Source organism: Serratia bockelmannii (genome assembly GCF_008011855.1).
Lineage (GTDB): Bacteria > Pseudomonadota > Gammaproteobacteria > Enterobacterales > Enterobacteriaceae > Serratia > Serratia bockelmannii.
Window position 1 is genome coordinate 44,423 of sequence record NZ_VOUX01000026.1, and the last position, 15,665, is coordinate 60,087.

Below are 15,665 nucleotides of genomic sequence, written 5' to 3' on the forward strand. Positions count from 1 at the left end.
TGTTTATAAAAGCATCAACGCCTGGCTCCGTGGGTGAACGGCGCAACAACGCTGGCTAGCCCTGTTACCTGGGTCGCAAGCGACCGCACGTCAGTTTAGAAGGTGAAAGGCCACATGTTGAATACGCTGATCGTTGGTGCCAGCGGTTACGCCGGAGCGGAGCTCACGGCTTACCTGAATCGCCACCCACACATGAACATAACCGCTTTAGCGGTTTCAGCGCAAAGTGCAGATGCAGGAAAGTTGCTTTCCGATCTCCATCCCCAGTTGAAAGGCATCGTTGATCTGCCGCTGCAACCGTTGACCGACGTTGCCAAGGCGGCGCAGGGCATCGACGTGGTGTTCCTCGCCACCGCCCATGAAGTCAGCCACGATATCGCACCGGCCTTCCTGGCGGCGGGCTGCGTGGTGTTCGATCTGTCCGGCGCCTTTCGCGTGCAGGACGCCGGTTTTTATAGCCAGTACTACGGTTTCGAGCATCAGCATGGCGCCCTGCTGGAGCAGGCGGTGTACGGCCTGGCGGAGTGGCAGAGCGACAAGATCAAACAGGCGCAGCTGATTGCCGTGCCGGGCTGTTACCCGACGGCGGCGCAGCTGGCGCTGAAACCGTTAATCGAAAAACAGCTGCTGAACCTCGACCAGTGGCCGGTGATCAACGCCACCAGCGGCGTTAGCGGCGCCGGTCGCAAGGCCAGCATGACCACCAGCTTCTGCGAAGTGAGCCTGCAGCCGTACGGTATTTTCACTCACCGGCACCAGCCGGAGATCGCCGCGCACCTGGGCGTGCCGGTTATCTTTACGCCGCACCTGGGCAACTTCCCGCGCGGCATCCTTGAAACCATCACCTGCCGCCTGAAAGCCGGCGTGACCGCGCAGGACGTCGCGGCCGCCTATCATGCCGCCTATGACGACAAGCCGCTGGTGCGGTTGTACGACCAGGGCGTGCCGGCGCTGAAAGCGGTGGTGGGGTTGCCGTTCTGCGATATCGGTTTTGCGGTGCAGGGCGAGCATCTGATCGCCGTCGCGGTGGAAGACAACCTGCTGAAAGGCGCGGCGGCGCAGGCGGTGCAATGCCTGAATATCCGTTTCGGCTTCCCGGAAACCCAGTCACTCCTTTAAACCAGCGTGAGTAAACAGCAATGAACCCGTTAATTATCAAGTTAGGTGGCGTGTTATTAGACAGTGAAGAAGCGCTGGAGCGTCTGTTTACCGCGCTGGACAGCTACCGCCAGCAGCATCAGCGTCCGCTGGTGATCGTGCACGGCGGCGGCTGCGTGGTGGACGAACTGATGAAGCAGCTCGCTTTGCCGGTGGTGAAAAAGAACGGCCTGCGGGTCACGCCGGCCGATCAGATCGACATCATCACCGGCGCGCTGGCCGGCACCGCCAACAAAACGCTGCTGGCGTGGGCGATTAAACATCAAATCAACGCCGTCGGCCTGAGCCTGGCGGACGGCGGCAGCGCGGTCGTGACCCCGCTCGATCCGGCATTGGGCCACGTCGGCAACGCGCAGCCCGGTTCGCCCGCGCTGCTCAATACCCTGCTGGGCGCCGGCTACCTGCCGGTTATCAGCTCCATCGGCATCACCGCCGAAGGGCAGTTAATGAACGTGAACGCCGATCAGGCGGCGACGGCGCTGGCGGCGACGCTGGGGGCGGACCTGATCCTGCTGTCGGACGTCAGCGGCATCCTCGACGGCAAGGGGCAACGCATTGCGGAAATGACGGCGCAAAAAGCGGAACAACTGATCGCGCAAGGCATCATCACCGATGGTATGGTGGTGAAGGTGAATGCGGCGCTCGACGCCGCCCGCACCCTCGGCCGCCCGGTGGATATCGCCAGCTGGCGCCATGCCGATCAGCTTCCTGCTTTGTTTAACGGCGTGTCGATTGGCACCCGGATCCTCGCTTAATTTTAGAATTAGAAAGGAATAGATCATGCAAAACCAAGGCATCAAAAAAATCGTTCTGGCGTACTCCGGCGGCCTGGATACCTCGGCCATCATTCCATGGCTGAAAGAGAACTACGGCGGCTGTGAAGTGGTGGCGTTCGTGGCGGACATCGGCCAGGAGCGCAGCGATCTGGAAGGCGTGGAGCAAAAAGCCCTGCAGTCCGGTGCCTCTGAATGTCACGTGGTCGATCTGCGTGAAGAATTTATCCGCGATTACGTTTATCCGGTGCTACAGACCGGCGCCCTGTACGAGGGCAGCTACCTGCTGGGTACCTCGATGGCGCGGCCGATCATCGCCAAGGCGCAGGTCGAGCTGGCGTTGAAAGTGGGCGCCGATGCGCTGTGCCACGGCGCGACCGGCAAAGGCAACGACCAGGTGCGTTTCGAGACCACCTACACCGCGCTGGCGCCGCAGCTGAAAGTGGTGGCGCCGTGGCGCGAGTGGAACCTGCGTTCCCGTGAAGCGCTGCTGGATTACCTGAAAGAGCGCAACATCCCGACCACCGCGTCGCTGGAAAAAATCTATAGCCGCGATGAGAACGCCTGGCACATCTCCACCGAAGGCGGCGTGCTGGAAAGCCCGTGGAATGCGCCGAACAAAGATTGTTGGGTATGGACCGTCGATCCGCAGGAAGCGCCGGATCAGCCTGAGCAGGTGACCGTCACCGTTGAGAAAGGCCGCGTCGTGGCGGTTAACGGGAAAGCGCTGTCGCCGTACCAGTGCCTGGAAACCTTGAACGCGCTAGGCGCCAAACACGGCGTCGGCCGGATCGACATCGTGGAAAACCGCCTGGTGGGCATCAAATCCCGCGGCTGTTATGAAACCCCAGGGGGCACCATCATGGTGGCGGCGCTGCGTGCCGTCGAGCAGCTGGTGCTGGATCGCGACAGCTTCAAATGGCGCGAGCAGCTGGGCCTGGAGATGTCCTATGTGGTGTACGACGGCCGTTGGTTCGCGCCGCTGCGCCGCTCGCTGCAGGCCTCTGCCGAAGCATTGGCTGAAGAGGTGAACGGCGAAGTCGTGCTGCAGCTGTACAAAGGTCAGGTGACGGCGATTCAGAAGAAATCCGCCAACAGCCTGTACTCCGAAGAGTTCGCCACCTTCGGCGAAGACGAAGTTTACGATCACAGCCACGCGGGCGGCTTTATCCGCCTGTTCTCTCTGTCTTCACGCATCCGCGCGTTGAACGAGAAAAAGAATAAATAACCGATTGGCGTGACTCTGCAAGGGCGCAGCATGCTGCGCCCTTTCGCATAAAAATTCAGGAGTAAAGGTATGGCACTTTGGGGCGGACGGTTCACTCAGGCGGCGGATCAGCGGTTCAAGCAACTCAATGATTCGCTGCGGTTCGATTATCGCCTGGCGGAGCAGGATATCGTGGGCTCGGTGGCCTGGTCGAAGGCGCTGGTGACCGTTAACGTGTTGACGGCAACGGAGCAACAGCTGCTGGAGCAGGCGCTGAATGCACTACTGACGGAAGTCCAGGCCGATCCTTTGGCGATAGTCCAAAGCGATGCCGAAGACATCCACAGCTGGGTGGAGCAGAAGCTGATCGAGAAGGTCGGCGATTTGGGCAAGAAGCTGCACACTGGCCGCAGCCGCAACGATCAGGTCGCGACCGATCTGAAGCTGTGGTGCAAACAGCAGATCGGCGATCTGCATCAGGCGATCGTCCAGCTGCAGCAGGCGCTGGTGGAGACCGCCGAAGCCAATCAGGATGCGGTGATGCCGGGGTATACCCACCTGCAACGCGCGCAGCCGGTGACTTTCGCGCACTGGTGCCTGGCCTATGTCGAGATGCTGGCGCGCGATGAGAGCCGACTGCAGGATACCCTGAAACGGCTGGACGTCAGCCCGCTGGGCAGCGGCGCGCTGGCCGGCACTGCGTATCCTATCGATCGCGAGCAACTGGCCGGCTGGCTGGGCTTCGCCTCGGCGACCCGCAACAGCCTGGACAGCGTATCCGATCGCGATCACGTGCTGGAGTTGCTGTCCAACGCCGCCATCAGCATGGTGCACCTGTCTCGCTTCGCCGAAGATCTGATCTTCTTCAACAGCGGCGAAGCGGCGTTTGTCGAGCTGTCTGACCGCGTGACCTCCGGCTCTTCGCTGATGCCGCAGAAGAAAAACCCGGACGCGCTGGAGCTGATCCGCGGCAAGTGCGGCCGCGTACAGGGCGCGCTGACCGGCATGATGATGACGCTGAAAGGCCTGCCGCTGGCGTACAACAAAGACATGCAGGAAGACAAAGAAGGGCTGTTCGACGCGCTCGACACCTGGATGGACTGCCTGCAGATGGCGGCGCTGGTGCTGGACGGCATTCAGGTGAAGCGCCCGCGCTGTCAGGAAGCGGCGGAGCAGGGCTATGCCAACGCCACCGAGCTGGCGGATTACCTGGTCGCCAAGGGCGTGCCGTTCCGCGAAGCGCACCATATCGTCGGTGAGGCGGTGGTAGAGGCGATTCGCCAGGGCAAACCGCTGGAAGCGCTGCCGTTGGCGGATTTGCAGCAGTTCAGCGCGACGATTGGCGACGACGTCTATCCGATCCTGGCGTTGCAATCCTGCCTGGACAAACGTGCGGCCAAAGGCGGCGTCGCGCCGCAGCAGGTGGCCGCGGCAATCGCCGCAGCGAAACAGCGTTTAGCTTGAGGACGATAAGGGCGGCCTGGTGCCGCCCTTGCACCTCTACCCCGCGAGGCGTGCGCACAGATAACGGTTCAGGCTCACGCCTTCCTCCATCGCGCCGATCGCCAGCCGGCGATGCTGTTCCGGCGTCATGCGTAACACCAGTTTTCCGCTGAAGTTCTTTTCCGCCAGCGCCTGCGGCGGCGTTTCACCTTGCGCCAGCATGTCGGCGATCGTTTCGCTCACGACTTTTTCGATACCCTCCAGTGCGCCGGTACGCGTGGCGGCCAGCCAGGACAGCGAGGGGAATTCGGCGCACAGCCCGACATATTCACGATCTTCCGCTGACCAGGTGATGCGATAGGTATAGTGTTCATGCTTTTCCATGTTCTTCCTCCATTCTGGCCAGTGCGGCGATGACCTGCTTAACCTGATATGCCTTGGCCGCGCCGTTGTTGCCGCGTTGGATATTGATGCGCGGATCGCCTGGCCAGGGCATGCGATAAACGTGATGGCTGCTACCGTTTATGCGCGGCGGCCCAAACCATCGCACGCAGACTTTCGCTAACTCGGCGAATTTGATGCTGTTCTGCCGCTGTTGCAAATCAGCGATGTCATCCCTGATCTCGTTCATGCCGCCTCCATTTTAGTATCGTTATTGGTATCACTTCAATGCCAAAGCATAAAAAATGAGCGCGGGCGGGCCGTGAGGCAAGCGGAGGGAGGAAATTGTGGAAAGTGCTGCGCAAAAAAACCGGGCCTGAAGGCCCGGTGGATATAAACGGAGAATAAGAGGTTACTCACCCGGACAGCGCTGGCAGCGCTCGATTTCGGCCGTGCCGAGTTTGAGCTTCGCCTGCAGATCGCGCAGCGCGGTGCGCAAGCCTTCTTCGATCACCGGATGATAGAACGGCATGTCCAGCATCTGATCGACGGTCATCTGCTGTTGGTGCGCCCAGGCTAACAGGTGCGCAATGTGTTCGGCGTCGGGGCCGATCATTTCCGCGCCGAGGAAACGGCCGGTGCCTTGCTCGCCGTAGACGTGCAAAATGCCCTTATTGCGCAGCATCACCCGCGAGCGGCCCTGATTCTCAAACGAGACTTTGCCCACTTCAAAGCAGCCGCAGGCGCTGAACTTCTCGCTCAGCTCGCGGAAAGTCGAGCCGACCATGGCGATCTGCGGATCGGAGAACACCACCGAAATCGCGCTGCGGCGCAGACCTGGATTGATCTCAGGGAAGCTGCCGGCGTTGGCGCCGGCGATGCGCGCCTGATCGCTGGCCTCGTGCAACAGCGGCAGCTGGTTGCTGGCGTCGCCGGCGATAAAGATATGCGGCACGCTGGTTTGCATCGTCAGGCGGTCGGCCAGCGGCACGCCTCGAGCGTCGAGCTGCAGGTCGGTGTTTTCGAGACCCAGCCGATCGACGTTGGGGCGGCGGCCGGTGGCGGCCAGCACGTAGTCCACCAGGATCTCCTGCGACTGGCCCTGCAGATCCTGATAGCGGATAAATACGCGGTCGCCTTCGCGCTGCATCATCTCCACTTTCACGTCGGCGTCGAGGTAGAACTCTTCTCCCAACGCCTTCGCAGCGTAATCGCGCACGGCGCTGTCGGTCAGCGGCCCGACGGCGCCGCCGATGCCGAAGACCTTGGTGTCGACGCCGAGGCGGTGCAGCGCTTGCCCCAGCTCCAGCCCGATGACGCCGGGGCCGAATACCGCCACGGACTGCGGCAAGTCATCCCAGTTGAACAGATCGTCGTTGACGATCAGGCGATCGCCCAGTTCGTTCCACAGCGCTGGCCAGCTGGGGCGAGAGCCGGTGGCGATCACGATGCGCTGCGCCACGATGCGCGTATGGTCATCGACCTGCAGCGTGTTGTCGTCGATAAAGCGGGCATAGCCCTGAATTTTGTCGGCGGCCGGGATCTCGTCCACGCCTTCCAGCACGAAGCCGACGAAACGATCGCGTTCGCGTTTGACGCGCGCCATCACCTCGCGTCCGTCGATGCGGGTTTTACCGGCTGGGTGCACGCCAAAGCCCGGCGCGCGTTCGATTTGATGCACCGCTTCGGCGGCGGCGATCAATAATTTGGATGGCATGCAGCCAACGCGCGCACAGGTGGTGCCGTAAGGCCCGCCTTCAATCATCACCACGCTGGGGGTAGACAGTTTGGCCGCGCGATAGGCGCCGAGCCCTGCGGTGCCGCCGCCGATGACCGCAACATCAACGTTCAACAGTTTCATATCCGCTCCTGAAAGGTAAAAAAAGGGCGGGCCGTAGCCCGCCAAAGTTCACGTTGGCTTTGTTATTACTTATTAAGCTGACAGGAAAGTTTCCAGATCGTCGCTGCCGCCAATGTGACGGCCGCCGATGAACACCTGCGGCACCGTGGCGCGGCCGCTGACGGCGCGCAGGCTAACGGTGGTGGCGTCTTTGCCCAGGACGATCTCTTCATACTGAATGCCGCGCTCTTGCAGCATCTGTTTGGCTTTGGCGCAGAATGGGCAACCCGGTTTGGTGAACAGGGAGACCGATTCCTGCACTTTGAATTCCGGCGCCAGGTATTTCAGCATGGTGTCGGCGTCGGACACTTCAAACGGGTCGCCCGGCTTGTTCGGCTCGACGAACATTTTCTCGACCACGCCGTTGCGCACCAGCATCGAGTAGCGCCATGAACGAGGGCCAAAGCCCAGGTCCGCTTTCTCGACCAGCATGTTCATGCCTTTGGTGAATTCACCGTTGCCGTCCGGCACGAAGGTGATGTTTTCCGCATGTTGGTCGGCTTTCCAGGCGTTCATCACGAAGGTGTCGTTCACGGAGACGCAAAGAATGCTGTCGACGCCGTGCTGCTTGAATACGCTGGACAGTTCGTTGTAGCGCGGCAGGTGGCTCGAAGAACAGGTCGGCGTGAACGCGCCCGGCAGCGAGAAAACAATGACGGTTTTGTTTTTGAATAGGTCATCAGTGGTCACATCAATCCATTGGTCGCCCTGACGGGTGTGGAAAGTAACCTGAGGAACTTTCTTGCCTTCTTGACTGGTAAACATTGATTAACCCCTTAATTAGGAAAAGTAATTTTTAGCATTTAGCGCGATATCGCTTCGTTGGGACACATTATTGTCGCTGGGGCTTGATAGATCTAATCGCTCATTGCTATCTTATCTATCGCCATGAGCTATCATGGAATGGAGGGAAACAATGAATATTCGTGATTTAGAGTATCTGGTCGCCTTGGCCGAGCACCGGCACTTCCGCCGCGCGGCCGATTCATGCCATGTAAGCCAACCCACGCTGAGCGGGCAGATCCGCAAGCTGGAAGACGAGTTGGGCGTCATGCTGCTCGAACGCACCAGCCGCAAGGTACTGTTCACCCAGGCGGGCCTGTTGCTGGTGGAGCAGGCGCGCACCGTGCTGCGAGAAGTGAAAGTATTGAAGGAGATGGCCAGCCAGCAGGGCGAGGCCATGTCCGGGCCGCTGCACATCGGTCTGATCCCGACCGTGGGGCCTTATCTGCTGCCGCAGATCATCCCGACGCTGCACAAAACCTTCCCGAAACTGGAAATGTACCTGCACGAAGCGCAAACCCACCAACTGCTGGCGCAACTCGACAGCGGCAAGCTGGACTGCGCCATTCTGGCGCTGGTGAAGGAAACCGAGGCGTTTATCGAAGTGCCTCTGTTCGATGAACCGATGAAGCTGGCGGTGTATTCCGATCACCCGTGGGCGCAGCGCGAGCGCGTGGCGATGCCGGATTTGGCGGGAGAAAAGCTGCTGATGCTGGAAGATGGCCACTGCCTGCGCGATCAGGCGATGGGCTTCTGCTTCCAGGCGGGCGCGGACGAGGATACCCACTTCCGCGCCACCAGTCTGGAAACGCTGCGCAATATGGTCGCGGCCGGCAGCGGCATTACCCTGCTGCCGTCCCTGGCGGTGCCGCCGCAGCGCGAGCGCGATGGCGTCTGCTATCTGGATTGCTACAAGCCGGAGCCGAAGCGCACCATCGCGTTGGTGTATCGCCCCGGTTCCCCACTGCGCAGCCGTTATGAGCAGTTGGCCGAAGCGATCCGCGAGCACATGCAGGGCTACATCGACAACGCGTTAAAACAGGCGGTTTAAGCCGTTAAGCGCTGCCACCCGGTAGGCTTCGGCCATGGTCGGATAGTTGAAGGTCGTATTAACGAAATACTCGATAGTATTGCCTTCACCTTTCTGTTCCATGATCGCCTGACCGATGTGGATGATCTCCGCCGCACGTTCGCCGAAGCAGTGGATCCCGAGGATCTGCAGGGTGTCGCGATGGAACAGGATCTTCAGGCTGCCGACGTTCATCCCGGCGATCTGCGCGCGCGCCAGATGCTTGAACTGGGCGCGGCCCACTTCATACGGCACCTTCATCGCCGTCAGTTCCTGCTCGGTTTTGCCGACGGAGCTGATTTCCGGAATGGTGTAGATGCCGGTCGGGATATCTTCGATTAAGTGACCGCTGGCTTCACCGGAAGCGATCGCCTGCGCGGCGATGCGGCCCTGATCGTAGGCGGCGGAAGCCAGGCTCGGATAGCCGATCACGTCACCGACCGCATAGATGTGCGACAGCGCGGTTTGATACATGCTGTTCACCTTCAGCAACCCGCGGCTGTCCGACTCCAGGCCGACGTTTTCCAACCCCAGCGAATCGGTGTTGCCGGTACGGCCGTTGGCGTACAGCAAGCAGTCCGCTTTCACCTTCTTGCCGGACTTCAGGTGCACGATTACGCCGTCTTCGGTGCCCTCAATCTTCTCGAACTCTTCGTTATGGCGGATCACCACGCCGTTGTTCCAGAAGTGGTAAGAGAGCGAATCCGACATTTCCTGATCGAGGAACGCCAGCAGGCGATCGCGGGTGTTGATCAGATCGACCTTGACGTTCAGACCGCGGAAGATAGACGCATACTCGCAGCCGATCACCCCGGCGCCGTAAATGATGACGTGGCGCGGCTCATGGCTCAGTTCGAGAATGGAGTCGCTGTCGTAGATGCGTGGGTGATTGAAATCGACGCTGGCCGGATGGTAAGGACGCGAGCCGCAGGCGATCACGATGTGGTCGGCGCGGATGGTGTCCTGGGTACCGTCCATATAGCTGACGCTGACGGTGTTGGCGTCGATGAAGCGCGCGTCACCGGCGAACAGTTTGCACTGATTCCGCTCATAGAACCCTTGGCGCATGCGGGTCTGCTGGCTGATGACGTTATCGGCGTGGCGTAAAATGTCAGGGAAGGTCGCGCTGAGCGTGCGCGAGTTGTTGTAAAGCGGGTTCTGATTGAATTCGATAATGCGGCTGACGGCGTGGCGGAGGGCTTTGGAAGGGATGGTGCCCCAGTGGGTACATCCGCCGCCTACGTTATTGTACCGTTCGATAACGGCCACGCGGGCGCCCTGTTTCACCAGCCCCATGGCGGCACCTTCACCACCAGGGCCCGAGCCAATCACAATGGCATCAAATTGATAGTGCTGTTGCATGTAGGAGAGACCTGTTTTTTTATACAAGATTACAACGGTATCTTAACATCATAGCGCTGCTCACCCAATCACCATTAGGCTTTTTGAGTCAAAGCACAATCGGCTCAGGGCGGAAGTGTGATAGAACGCGTTAGTATAAATGCTGTTGCAATAAAATTTGCTATATTGCCGAGTCTAGGGCGTTAGACTGAGAGAATGGAACCTATCCGGATATGCATATGGGCGTCAGAGCACAACAAAAAGAACGGACTCGTCGTTCCCTGATCGAAGCTGCTTTCAGCCAGCTGAGCGCCGAACGCAGCTTCGCCAGCCTGAGTCTGCGGGAAGTTTCACGCGAGGCAGGCATCGCGCCCACGTCGTTTTATCGCCATTTCCGCGATGTGGATGAGCTGGGGCTGACCATGGTGGACGAAAGCGGCCTGATGCTGCGTCAGTTGATGCGCCAGGCGCGCCAACGCATCGCCAAAGGCGGCAGCGTGATCCGCACCTCGGTGTCCACCTTTATGGAATTTATCGGCAACAACCCGAACGCCTTCCGCCTGCTGCTGCGCGAGCGCTCCGGCACATCGGCGGCATTCCGTGCGGCGGTGGCGCGCGAGATCCAGCATTTCATCGCCGAATTGGCGGACTACCTCGAGTTGGAAAACCACATGCCGCGCAGCTTTACCGAAGCGCAGGCGGAAGCGATGGTCACCATTGTGTTCAGCGCCGGCGCGGAAGCGCTGGATATCGACGTCGAGCAGCGGCAGCAGCTGGAAGAACGGCTGGTGCTGCAGCTGCGGATGATCTCCAAAGGGGCGTATTACTGGTATCGTCGCGAACAAGAAAAAGCTTCTGTGTCCCACGTATAAAAAAGGTAAAAAAATGATGGAAAAACCAGGCCGTGAAAATGGCACCTTACTGCTGGCGTTGATTGCCGGCCTTTCGATCAACGGTTCGTTTGCCGCGTTGTTCAGCTCGGTAGTGCCGTTTTCGATCTTCCCGCTGATCGCGTTGGTGCTGGCGGTGTACTGCCTGCATCAACGTTACCTGAACCGCGCCATGCCGGACGGCATGCCGAAGCTGGCGGCGGCCTGCTTCCTGCTGGGGCTGCTAATGTACAGCGCCATCGTGCGCGCCGAGTATCCGCAGATCGGCTCCAACTTCCTGCCGTCGGTGATCTGCGTGGCGCTGGTGCTGTGGATCGGCATGAAACTGAAGGCGCGTAAGGCGCCGGATGCGCCGACTCAAGAATCGTAATGAAACGGGGCGCCATCATGGCGCCCCTGTCATATCAGCGGTGCTTTTCCAGCAACACGCCGCATTCCATGTGATGGGTATAAGGGAACTGATCGAACAGCGCCAGACGGCTGACCCGGTGGGTGGCCTGCAGCGTTTCCAGGTTGGCGCACAGCGTTTCCGGATTGCATGAAATATACAGAATGCGCGGGTAAGCCTGCACCATCTTCACCGTTTCATCGTCCAGCCCGCTGCGCGGCGGATCGACGAAAATCGTCTCGCAGTTGTAGCCGCTCAGATCGATGCCTTTCAACCGGTTGAATTCGCGTACTCCATTCATCGCCTGAGTGAAGTCTTCCGCCGCCATGCGGATGATCTGCACGTTGTCGATATGGTTGGCGGCGATGTTGTACTGCGCCGCCGCCACCGACGGTTTGGCGATCTCGGTCGCCAGCACGCGCTCGAAATTGCGCGCCAGCGCCAGCGAGAAGTTGCCATTGCCGCAGTACAGCTCCAGCAAATCGCCTTTGGAACCGGCGGTAACCGCCAACGCCCACTCCAGCATCTGCACGTTCATGGCCGCGTTGGGCTGCGTGAAGCTGTTTTCCACCTGACGATAGATCATGTCGCGGCCGGCGACCGGCAGCACTTCGTCAACATAATCCTGGTCGAGCATGATCTTGGTCTTCGACGCCCGGCCGATCAGCTGCAGGTCGAAACCCTGAGCGCGCAGCTCGTCGCGCAGCTGCTCGGCTCGCTGTTGCCAAACGTCATCCAGCTTGCGGTGATACAGCAGCGAAGCGATGATTTTGCCGCTTCGCGTCGACAGATAATCGATCTGGAACAGCTTGTGGCGCAGGATCGGCTCCGGTTTCAGCGCGGCGATCAGGGCGGTCATCAGGCGGTTGATCAGCTCGCTGGCCGCCGGGAACTGGTCGACGCGAATACGCTGCTTGGTCTGTTGATCGAACATGATGTGATACATGTCATCCGCGTCGTGCCAGATGCGGAATTCGGCGCGCATGCGGTAATGGTCGACTGGCGAGCGGAACACTTCCGGCTCGGGCGCCGCGAACGGTGACATCAACATCTTCAGGCGGGCGACTTTCTCCGCCAGTTGGTCATCGTAACGTTCAATAGGCAAATTCTCGGGCGTCATGTGTGTCTTCTCGTCAGGCAAATTTGATCAGCGGGGATTGTAGGGAATCAGCCCGTGAAGTCCAGTTTTGTCGCGTTTATTATTTGTAACATTAGTAGCAGTCTAGACATCTATTTTCATTGATCGTAGCATTGCCGTCCGGCCTCAAGCAGCGAGTGAAAAGGGAATCCGGTGTGAATCCGGAGCTGACGCGCAGCGGTAAGGGGAAGTCACGGCGATAGCGTTTCGACGCAGACACTGTCCACTGCAGGATGGGAAGTCATCGCCCGTTGCTGGTCGCGCCCCGCGGCCCGCAAATCCCAAGCCCGAAGACCTGCCGGTGTTACGTCGCAATGTCCGTGGCCGTCGCGAACTACCGGCCATGATCCTGCGGCATCCGCCAATTAAGTTTGGATGCTTTTCTCATGACAATTACAAAAAATACGCTGCTGGCGGTGGTCTCCTCCGTCACGGCTTTTTCTGGATGGGCGCAAGACAACACCACAGCCACGAATGGCGATAACCTGGTGGTGACCGCCAACCGTTTCCCGCAGCCGGTTTCTTCCGTGCTGGCGCCGACCTCCGTCGTCACCCGCAACGATATCGATCGCTGGCAGGCCAAGAGCCTGACCGACGTGATGCGCCGTTTGCCAGGCGTGGACGTTGGCCAAAACGGTGGATTGGGACAAAAGAGCTCGCTGTTTATTCGCGGCACCAACTCCAGCCATGTGCTGGTGCTAATTGACGGCATTCGCCTTAATCAGGCGGGCGTCAGTGGTTCTTCCGATCTCAGCCAAATCCCGATTTCGCTGGTGCAGAAAGTCGAATACATTCGCGGCCCGCGCTCGGCGGTGTACGGCTCCGATGCCATCGGCGGCGTGGTCAACATTATTACCACCCGCGAAAAGAACGGCACGACGCTCTCAGCCGGCGTCGGCTCCAACGGCTATCAATCCTATGACGCGTCGACCCAACAACAACTGGGTGACAGCACCGTGGCGACGGTGGCGGGGAATTACACCTATACCAAAGGGTATGACGTGGTGGCTGAAGGTAATACCAGTATTCCTCAGCCCGATCGCGACGGCTTTATGAGCAAATTGCTCTACGGCGCATTGCAGCACCAATTTAACGAGCAAATCAGCGGTTTTGTGCGTGGTTATGGTTACGATAATCGTACAGGCTACGATGGATTCTATTCTTACGATAAAGACTTCAATATTACCGGTCTGCCCGATACCCGTAAGCTGTACAGCCAAACATGGGACACGGGGTTGCGCTATCAGGAAGGGATTTACGCCACGCAGCTCGTGGGGAGTTACAGCCACAGCAAAGACTACAATTATGATCCGCGCAAAGGCCAGTATGCGATCTCCTCCAGTTTGGATGATTCGGAACAGTACAATCTGCAGTGGGGCAACACGTTCAAGGTTGCCCAAGGCACCATTAGTGCGGGCGCAGATTGGCAGGATCAACAAATCAAACCGGGTACCGCGTCCGTCAGCAGCGAGAGAAGCCAGCGCAATACTGGCATCTATCTGACTGGGCAACAGTTGGTGGGACCGGTGACGCTGGAGGCTGCTGCGCGTGGCGACGACAACTCGGAGTTCGGTTGGCACGGCACCTGGCAAACCAGTGCAGCCTGGGAATTCATCGAGGGGTATCGTTTCATTGCCTCTTACGGTACCGCGTTCAAAGCGCCAAACATGAACCAGTTGTTTAGTACCACTTACGGCAACAATAATTTGAAACCGGAAGAAAGCAAGCAATGGGAAGGCGGTTTTGAAGGCTTGACCGGGCCTGTGACCTGGCGTATTTCCGGTTATCGCAATGACATTGATAATCTTATCGACAGCGATCCGGTGAGTTACCGCTATTATAATATCGGTAAGGCGACCATTAAAGGTGTAGAGGCCACGGCTTCTTTTGAAACCGGCCCGCTGACGCATCAGATTGGTTACGATTATGTCGACCCGCGCAATGCTAAAACCAACGAAGTGCTGCTGCGCCGCGCTAAACAGCAGGTGAAATACGAGCTGGATTGGCAACTGTACGACTTTGATTGGGCAGTGACCTATCAATACCTGGGTGAGCGCTACGACAAGGATTATGGCGTTTATCCTAGCCCGACGGTTAAACTCGGCGGCGTGAGCCTGTGGGATCTCGCAGTTTCGTATCCGGTCACATCTCATCTGACAGTTCGTGGTAGAATTGCCAACCTGTTTGATAAAGATTATGAGACGGCCTATGGCTACGCTACTCCAGGAAGAGAATACTACCTCACTGGAAGCTATACCTTCTAACAGCACCGCCACACCTCGCCCGACGGTGCTGGTTTTTGATTCCGGCGTCGGCGGGTTGTCGGTGTATCAGGAGGTTCGGCAGTTGCTGCCGGATCTCCACTATATATACGCTTTCGACAACGTGGCGTTCCCCTACGGCGAGAAGTCCGAAGAGTTTATCGTTGAGCGCGTGCTGGAAATTGTCGGCGCGGTACAGCAACGTCATCCTCTGGCGATTGTCGTCATCGCCTGCAACACCGCCAGCACGGTCTCCTTGCCGGCTCTGCGCGAGCGTTTCAGTTTCCCTGTCGTGGGCGTGGTGCCCGCCATCAAACCGGCGGCCCGCCTTACCGTTAACGGCATTGTCGGCCTGTTGGCGACCCGCGGCACCGTACAGCGCAGCTATACCCATGAGCTGATTTCCCGTTTCGCCACCGACTGCAAGATTGAACTGCTGGGCTCTTCAGAACTGGTGGAGCTGGCGGAAGCCAAGCTGCATGGCGAAGCCGTGCCGCTACCGGTGCTGAAGAAGATCCTGCATCCGTGGCTGAGCATGCGCGAGCCGCCGGATACCGTCGTGCTGGGCTGCACCCATTTCCCTCTATTAGCTGAAGAGCTGATGCAAGTGTTGCCGGAAGGCACCCGATTGGTGGATTCCGGCGCGGCGATTGCCCGTCGCACCGCCTGGCTCATCTCTACGCAGGAAAACCTGGTCTCGAGCCAGGAAGAGAATCTGGCGTATTGCATGGCGTTAAATGAAGATACTGACGCTTTATTGCCCGTTTTGCAGGGCTATGGCTTTAAATCGTTGAAAATACTGCCGCTTTAACGGTGTTTTGGTTAAACATTCAACGGTCGGAAAAAATATTGAAAATAGGGGTTGCGGCCTGCCGAGAACTCCCTATAATGCGCCTCCACTGACCGGGAACAACGACTGACAAGCCGCCGGGT

At 59.0% G+C, this 15,665-nt stretch carries 15 protein-coding genes and 1 riboswitch; of the genes, 9 read left to right on the top strand and 6 right to left on the bottom strand.

The annotated features are described in order from the left end of the window. The first annotated feature begins 114 nt into the window (after positions 1 to 114). The 4 genes from argC (at position 115) to argH (ending at position 4,602) form a co-directional block, all read left to right on the top strand. On the top strand, positions 115 to 1,119 hold the full coding sequence (gene argC / locus FOT55_RS13445; protein WP_025304655.1) for an N-acetyl-gamma-glutamyl-phosphate reductase: 1,005 nt from the start codon (positions 115 to 117) through the stop codon (positions 1,117 to 1,119). Positions 1,120 to 1,139: 20 nt separating this feature from the next. Beyond that, positions 1,140 to 1,913, top strand: coding sequence for an acetylglutamate kinase (argB, locus tag FOT55_RS13450; protein ID WP_016929723.1), 774 nt, complete (start codon positions 1,140 to 1,142; stop codon positions 1,911 to 1,913). Between the two features lie 25 nt (positions 1,914 to 1,938). Beyond that, entirely contained in the window at positions 1,939 to 3,159 is a 1,221-nt protein-coding gene (locus tag FOT55_RS13455; protein WP_033649897.1) for an argininosuccinate synthase, read from the top strand. A gap of 69 nt (positions 3,160 to 3,228) precedes the next feature. Beyond that, complete coding sequence (gene argH / locus FOT55_RS13460) at positions 3,229 to 4,602, top strand: argininosuccinate lyase (protein WP_147823563.1); 1,374 nt, start codon at positions 3,229 to 3,231, stop codon at positions 4,600 to 4,602. 36 nt (positions 4,603 to 4,638) lie between these two features. Here the strand turns inward: argH and FOT55_RS13465 are convergent, their stop codons facing one another. The 4 genes from FOT55_RS13465 to FOT55_RS13480 form a co-directional block, all read right to left on the bottom strand. Then, positions 4,639 to 4,965 carry a type II toxin-antitoxin system HicB family antitoxin gene (locus FOT55_RS13465; RefSeq protein WP_019452249.1) on the bottom strand — a complete coding sequence of 109 codons (327 nt, stop codon included), beginning with the start codon at positions 4,963 to 4,965 and terminating at the stop codon, positions 4,639 to 4,641. After that, positions 4,952 to 5,212, bottom strand: a complete 261-nt coding sequence (locus FOT55_RS13470) for a hypothetical protein (RefSeq protein WP_025304653.1) — start codon at positions 5,210 to 5,212, stop codon at positions 4,952 to 4,954. Before FOT55_RS13470 ends, FOT55_RS13465 begins: the two co-directional genes overlap by 14 nt. Before the next feature lie 162 nt (positions 5,213 to 5,374). Further along, positions 5,375 to 6,823, bottom strand: a complete 1,449-nt coding sequence (locus FOT55_RS13475; RefSeq protein WP_147823564.1) for a dihydrolipoyl dehydrogenase — start codon at positions 6,821 to 6,823, stop codon at positions 5,375 to 5,377. 72 nt (positions 6,824 to 6,895) lie between these two features. Next, positions 6,896 to 7,627 (bottom strand): glutathione peroxidase, encoded by a 732-nt coding sequence (locus FOT55_RS13480; RefSeq protein ID WP_015379403.1) that lies wholly within the window; start codon positions 7,625 to 7,627, stop codon positions 6,896 to 6,898. A 151-nt stretch (positions 7,628 to 7,778) separates the two neighbouring features. On the opposite strand from FOT55_RS13480, the gene oxyR reads away from it, so the two are divergent. Further along, positions 7,779 to 8,696, top strand: a complete 918-nt coding sequence (oxyR, locus tag FOT55_RS13485; RefSeq protein ID WP_025304651.1) for a DNA-binding transcriptional regulator OxyR — start codon at positions 7,779 to 7,781, stop codon at positions 8,694 to 8,696. On the opposite strand, the gene sthA is transcribed toward oxyR, so the two are convergent. Then, positions 8,679 to 10,076 carry a Si-specific NAD(P)(+) transhydrogenase gene (gene sthA / locus FOT55_RS13490; RefSeq protein WP_004931047.1) on the bottom strand — a complete coding sequence of 466 codons (1,398 nt, stop codon included), beginning with the start codon at positions 10,074 to 10,076 and terminating at the stop codon, positions 8,679 to 8,681. The genes oxyR and sthA overlap by 18 nt on opposite strands. A gap of 218 nt (positions 10,077 to 10,294) precedes the next feature. Here sthA and fabR point away from each other — a divergent pair, with 218 nt between their 5' ends. Then, complete coding sequence (gene fabR, locus FOT55_RS13495) at positions 10,295 to 10,927, top strand: HTH-type transcriptional repressor FabR (RefSeq protein ID WP_004931044.1); 633 nt, start codon at positions 10,295 to 10,297, stop codon at positions 10,925 to 10,927. A 16-nt stretch (positions 10,928 to 10,943) separates the two neighbouring features. After that, on the top strand, positions 10,944 to 11,315 hold the full coding sequence (locus FOT55_RS13500) for a YijD family membrane protein (protein ID WP_033649905.1): 372 nt from the start codon (positions 10,944 to 10,946) through the stop codon (positions 11,313 to 11,315). Between the two features lie 34 nt (positions 11,316 to 11,349). Here the strand turns inward: FOT55_RS13500 and trmA are convergent, their stop codons facing one another. Continuing rightward, positions 11,350 to 12,453: a tRNA (uridine(54)-C5)-methyltransferase TrmA gene (gene trmA / locus FOT55_RS13505; RefSeq protein WP_147823565.1), complete on the bottom strand. Its 1,104-nt coding sequence runs from the start codon at positions 12,451 to 12,453 to the stop codon at positions 11,350 to 11,352. Positions 12,454 to 12,568: 115 nt separating this feature from the next. Next, positions 12,569 to 12,788: riboswitch (cobalamin riboswitch) on the top strand. Positions 12,789 to 12,857: 69 nt separating this feature from the next. Here trmA and btuB point away from each other — a divergent pair. Together btuB and murI are read left to right on the top strand one after the other, a co-directional pair. Further along, positions 12,858 to 14,735, top strand: coding sequence for a TonB-dependent vitamin B12 receptor BtuB (gene btuB, locus FOT55_RS13510; RefSeq protein ID WP_147823566.1), 1,878 nt, complete (start codon positions 12,858 to 12,860; stop codon positions 14,733 to 14,735). After that, entirely contained in the window at positions 14,680 to 15,543 is an 864-nt protein-coding gene (gene murI, locus FOT55_RS13515; RefSeq protein WP_147823567.1) for a glutamate racemase, read from the top strand. The genes btuB and murI overlap by 56 nt, the downstream gene beginning before the upstream one ends. Positions 15,544 to 15,665 lie beyond the last annotated feature (122 nt).

Bases quoted from the DNA above. Each gene is read 5' to 3' on its own strand.
- argC (WP_025304655.1), top strand. From the start codon at position 115: ATGTTGAATACGCTGATCGTTGGTGCCAGCGGTTACGCCGGAGCGGAG.
- argB (WP_016929723.1), top strand. From the start codon at position 1,140: ATGAACCCGTTAATTATCAAGTTAGGTGGCGTGTTATTAGACAGTGAA.
- FOT55_RS13455 (WP_033649897.1), top strand. From the start codon at position 1,939: ATGCAAAACCAAGGCATCAAAAAAATCGTTCTGGCGTACTCCGGCGGC.
- argH (WP_147823563.1), top strand. From the start codon at position 3,229: ATGGCACTTTGGGGCGGACGGTTCACTCAGGCGGCGGATCAGCGGTTC.
- FOT55_RS13465 (WP_019452249.1), bottom strand. From the start codon at position 4,965: ATGGAAAAGCATGAACACTATACCTATCGCATCACCTGGTCAGCGGAA.
- FOT55_RS13470 (WP_025304653.1), bottom strand. From the start codon at position 5,212: ATGAACGAGATCAGGGATGACATCGCTGATTTGCAACAGCGGCAGAAC.
- FOT55_RS13475 (WP_147823564.1), bottom strand. From the start codon at position 6,823: ATGAAACTGTTGAACGTTGATGTTGCGGTCATCGGCGGCGGCACCGCA.
- FOT55_RS13480 (WP_015379403.1), bottom strand. From the start codon at position 7,627: ATGTTTACCAGTCAAGAAGGCAAGAAAGTTCCTCAGGTTACTTTCCAC.
- oxyR (WP_025304651.1), top strand. From the start codon at position 7,779: ATGAATATTCGTGATTTAGAGTATCTGGTCGCCTTGGCCGAGCACCGG.
- sthA (WP_004931047.1), bottom strand. From the start codon at position 10,076: ATGCAACAGCACTATCAATTTGATGCCATTGTGATTGGCTCGGGCCCT.
- fabR (WP_004931044.1), top strand. From the start codon at position 10,295: ATGGGCGTCAGAGCACAACAAAAAGAACGGACTCGTCGTTCCCTGATC.
- FOT55_RS13500 (WP_033649905.1), top strand. From the start codon at position 10,944: ATGGAAAAACCAGGCCGTGAAAATGGCACCTTACTGCTGGCGTTGATT.
- trmA (WP_147823565.1), bottom strand. From the start codon at position 12,453: ATGACGCCCGAGAATTTGCCTATTGAACGTTACGATGACCAACTGGCG.
- btuB (WP_147823566.1), top strand. From the start codon at position 12,858: ATGACAATTACAAAAAATACGCTGCTGGCGGTGGTCTCCTCCGTCACG.
- murI (WP_147823567.1), top strand. From the start codon at position 14,680: ATGGCTACGCTACTCCAGGAAGAGAATACTACCTCACTGGAAGCTATA.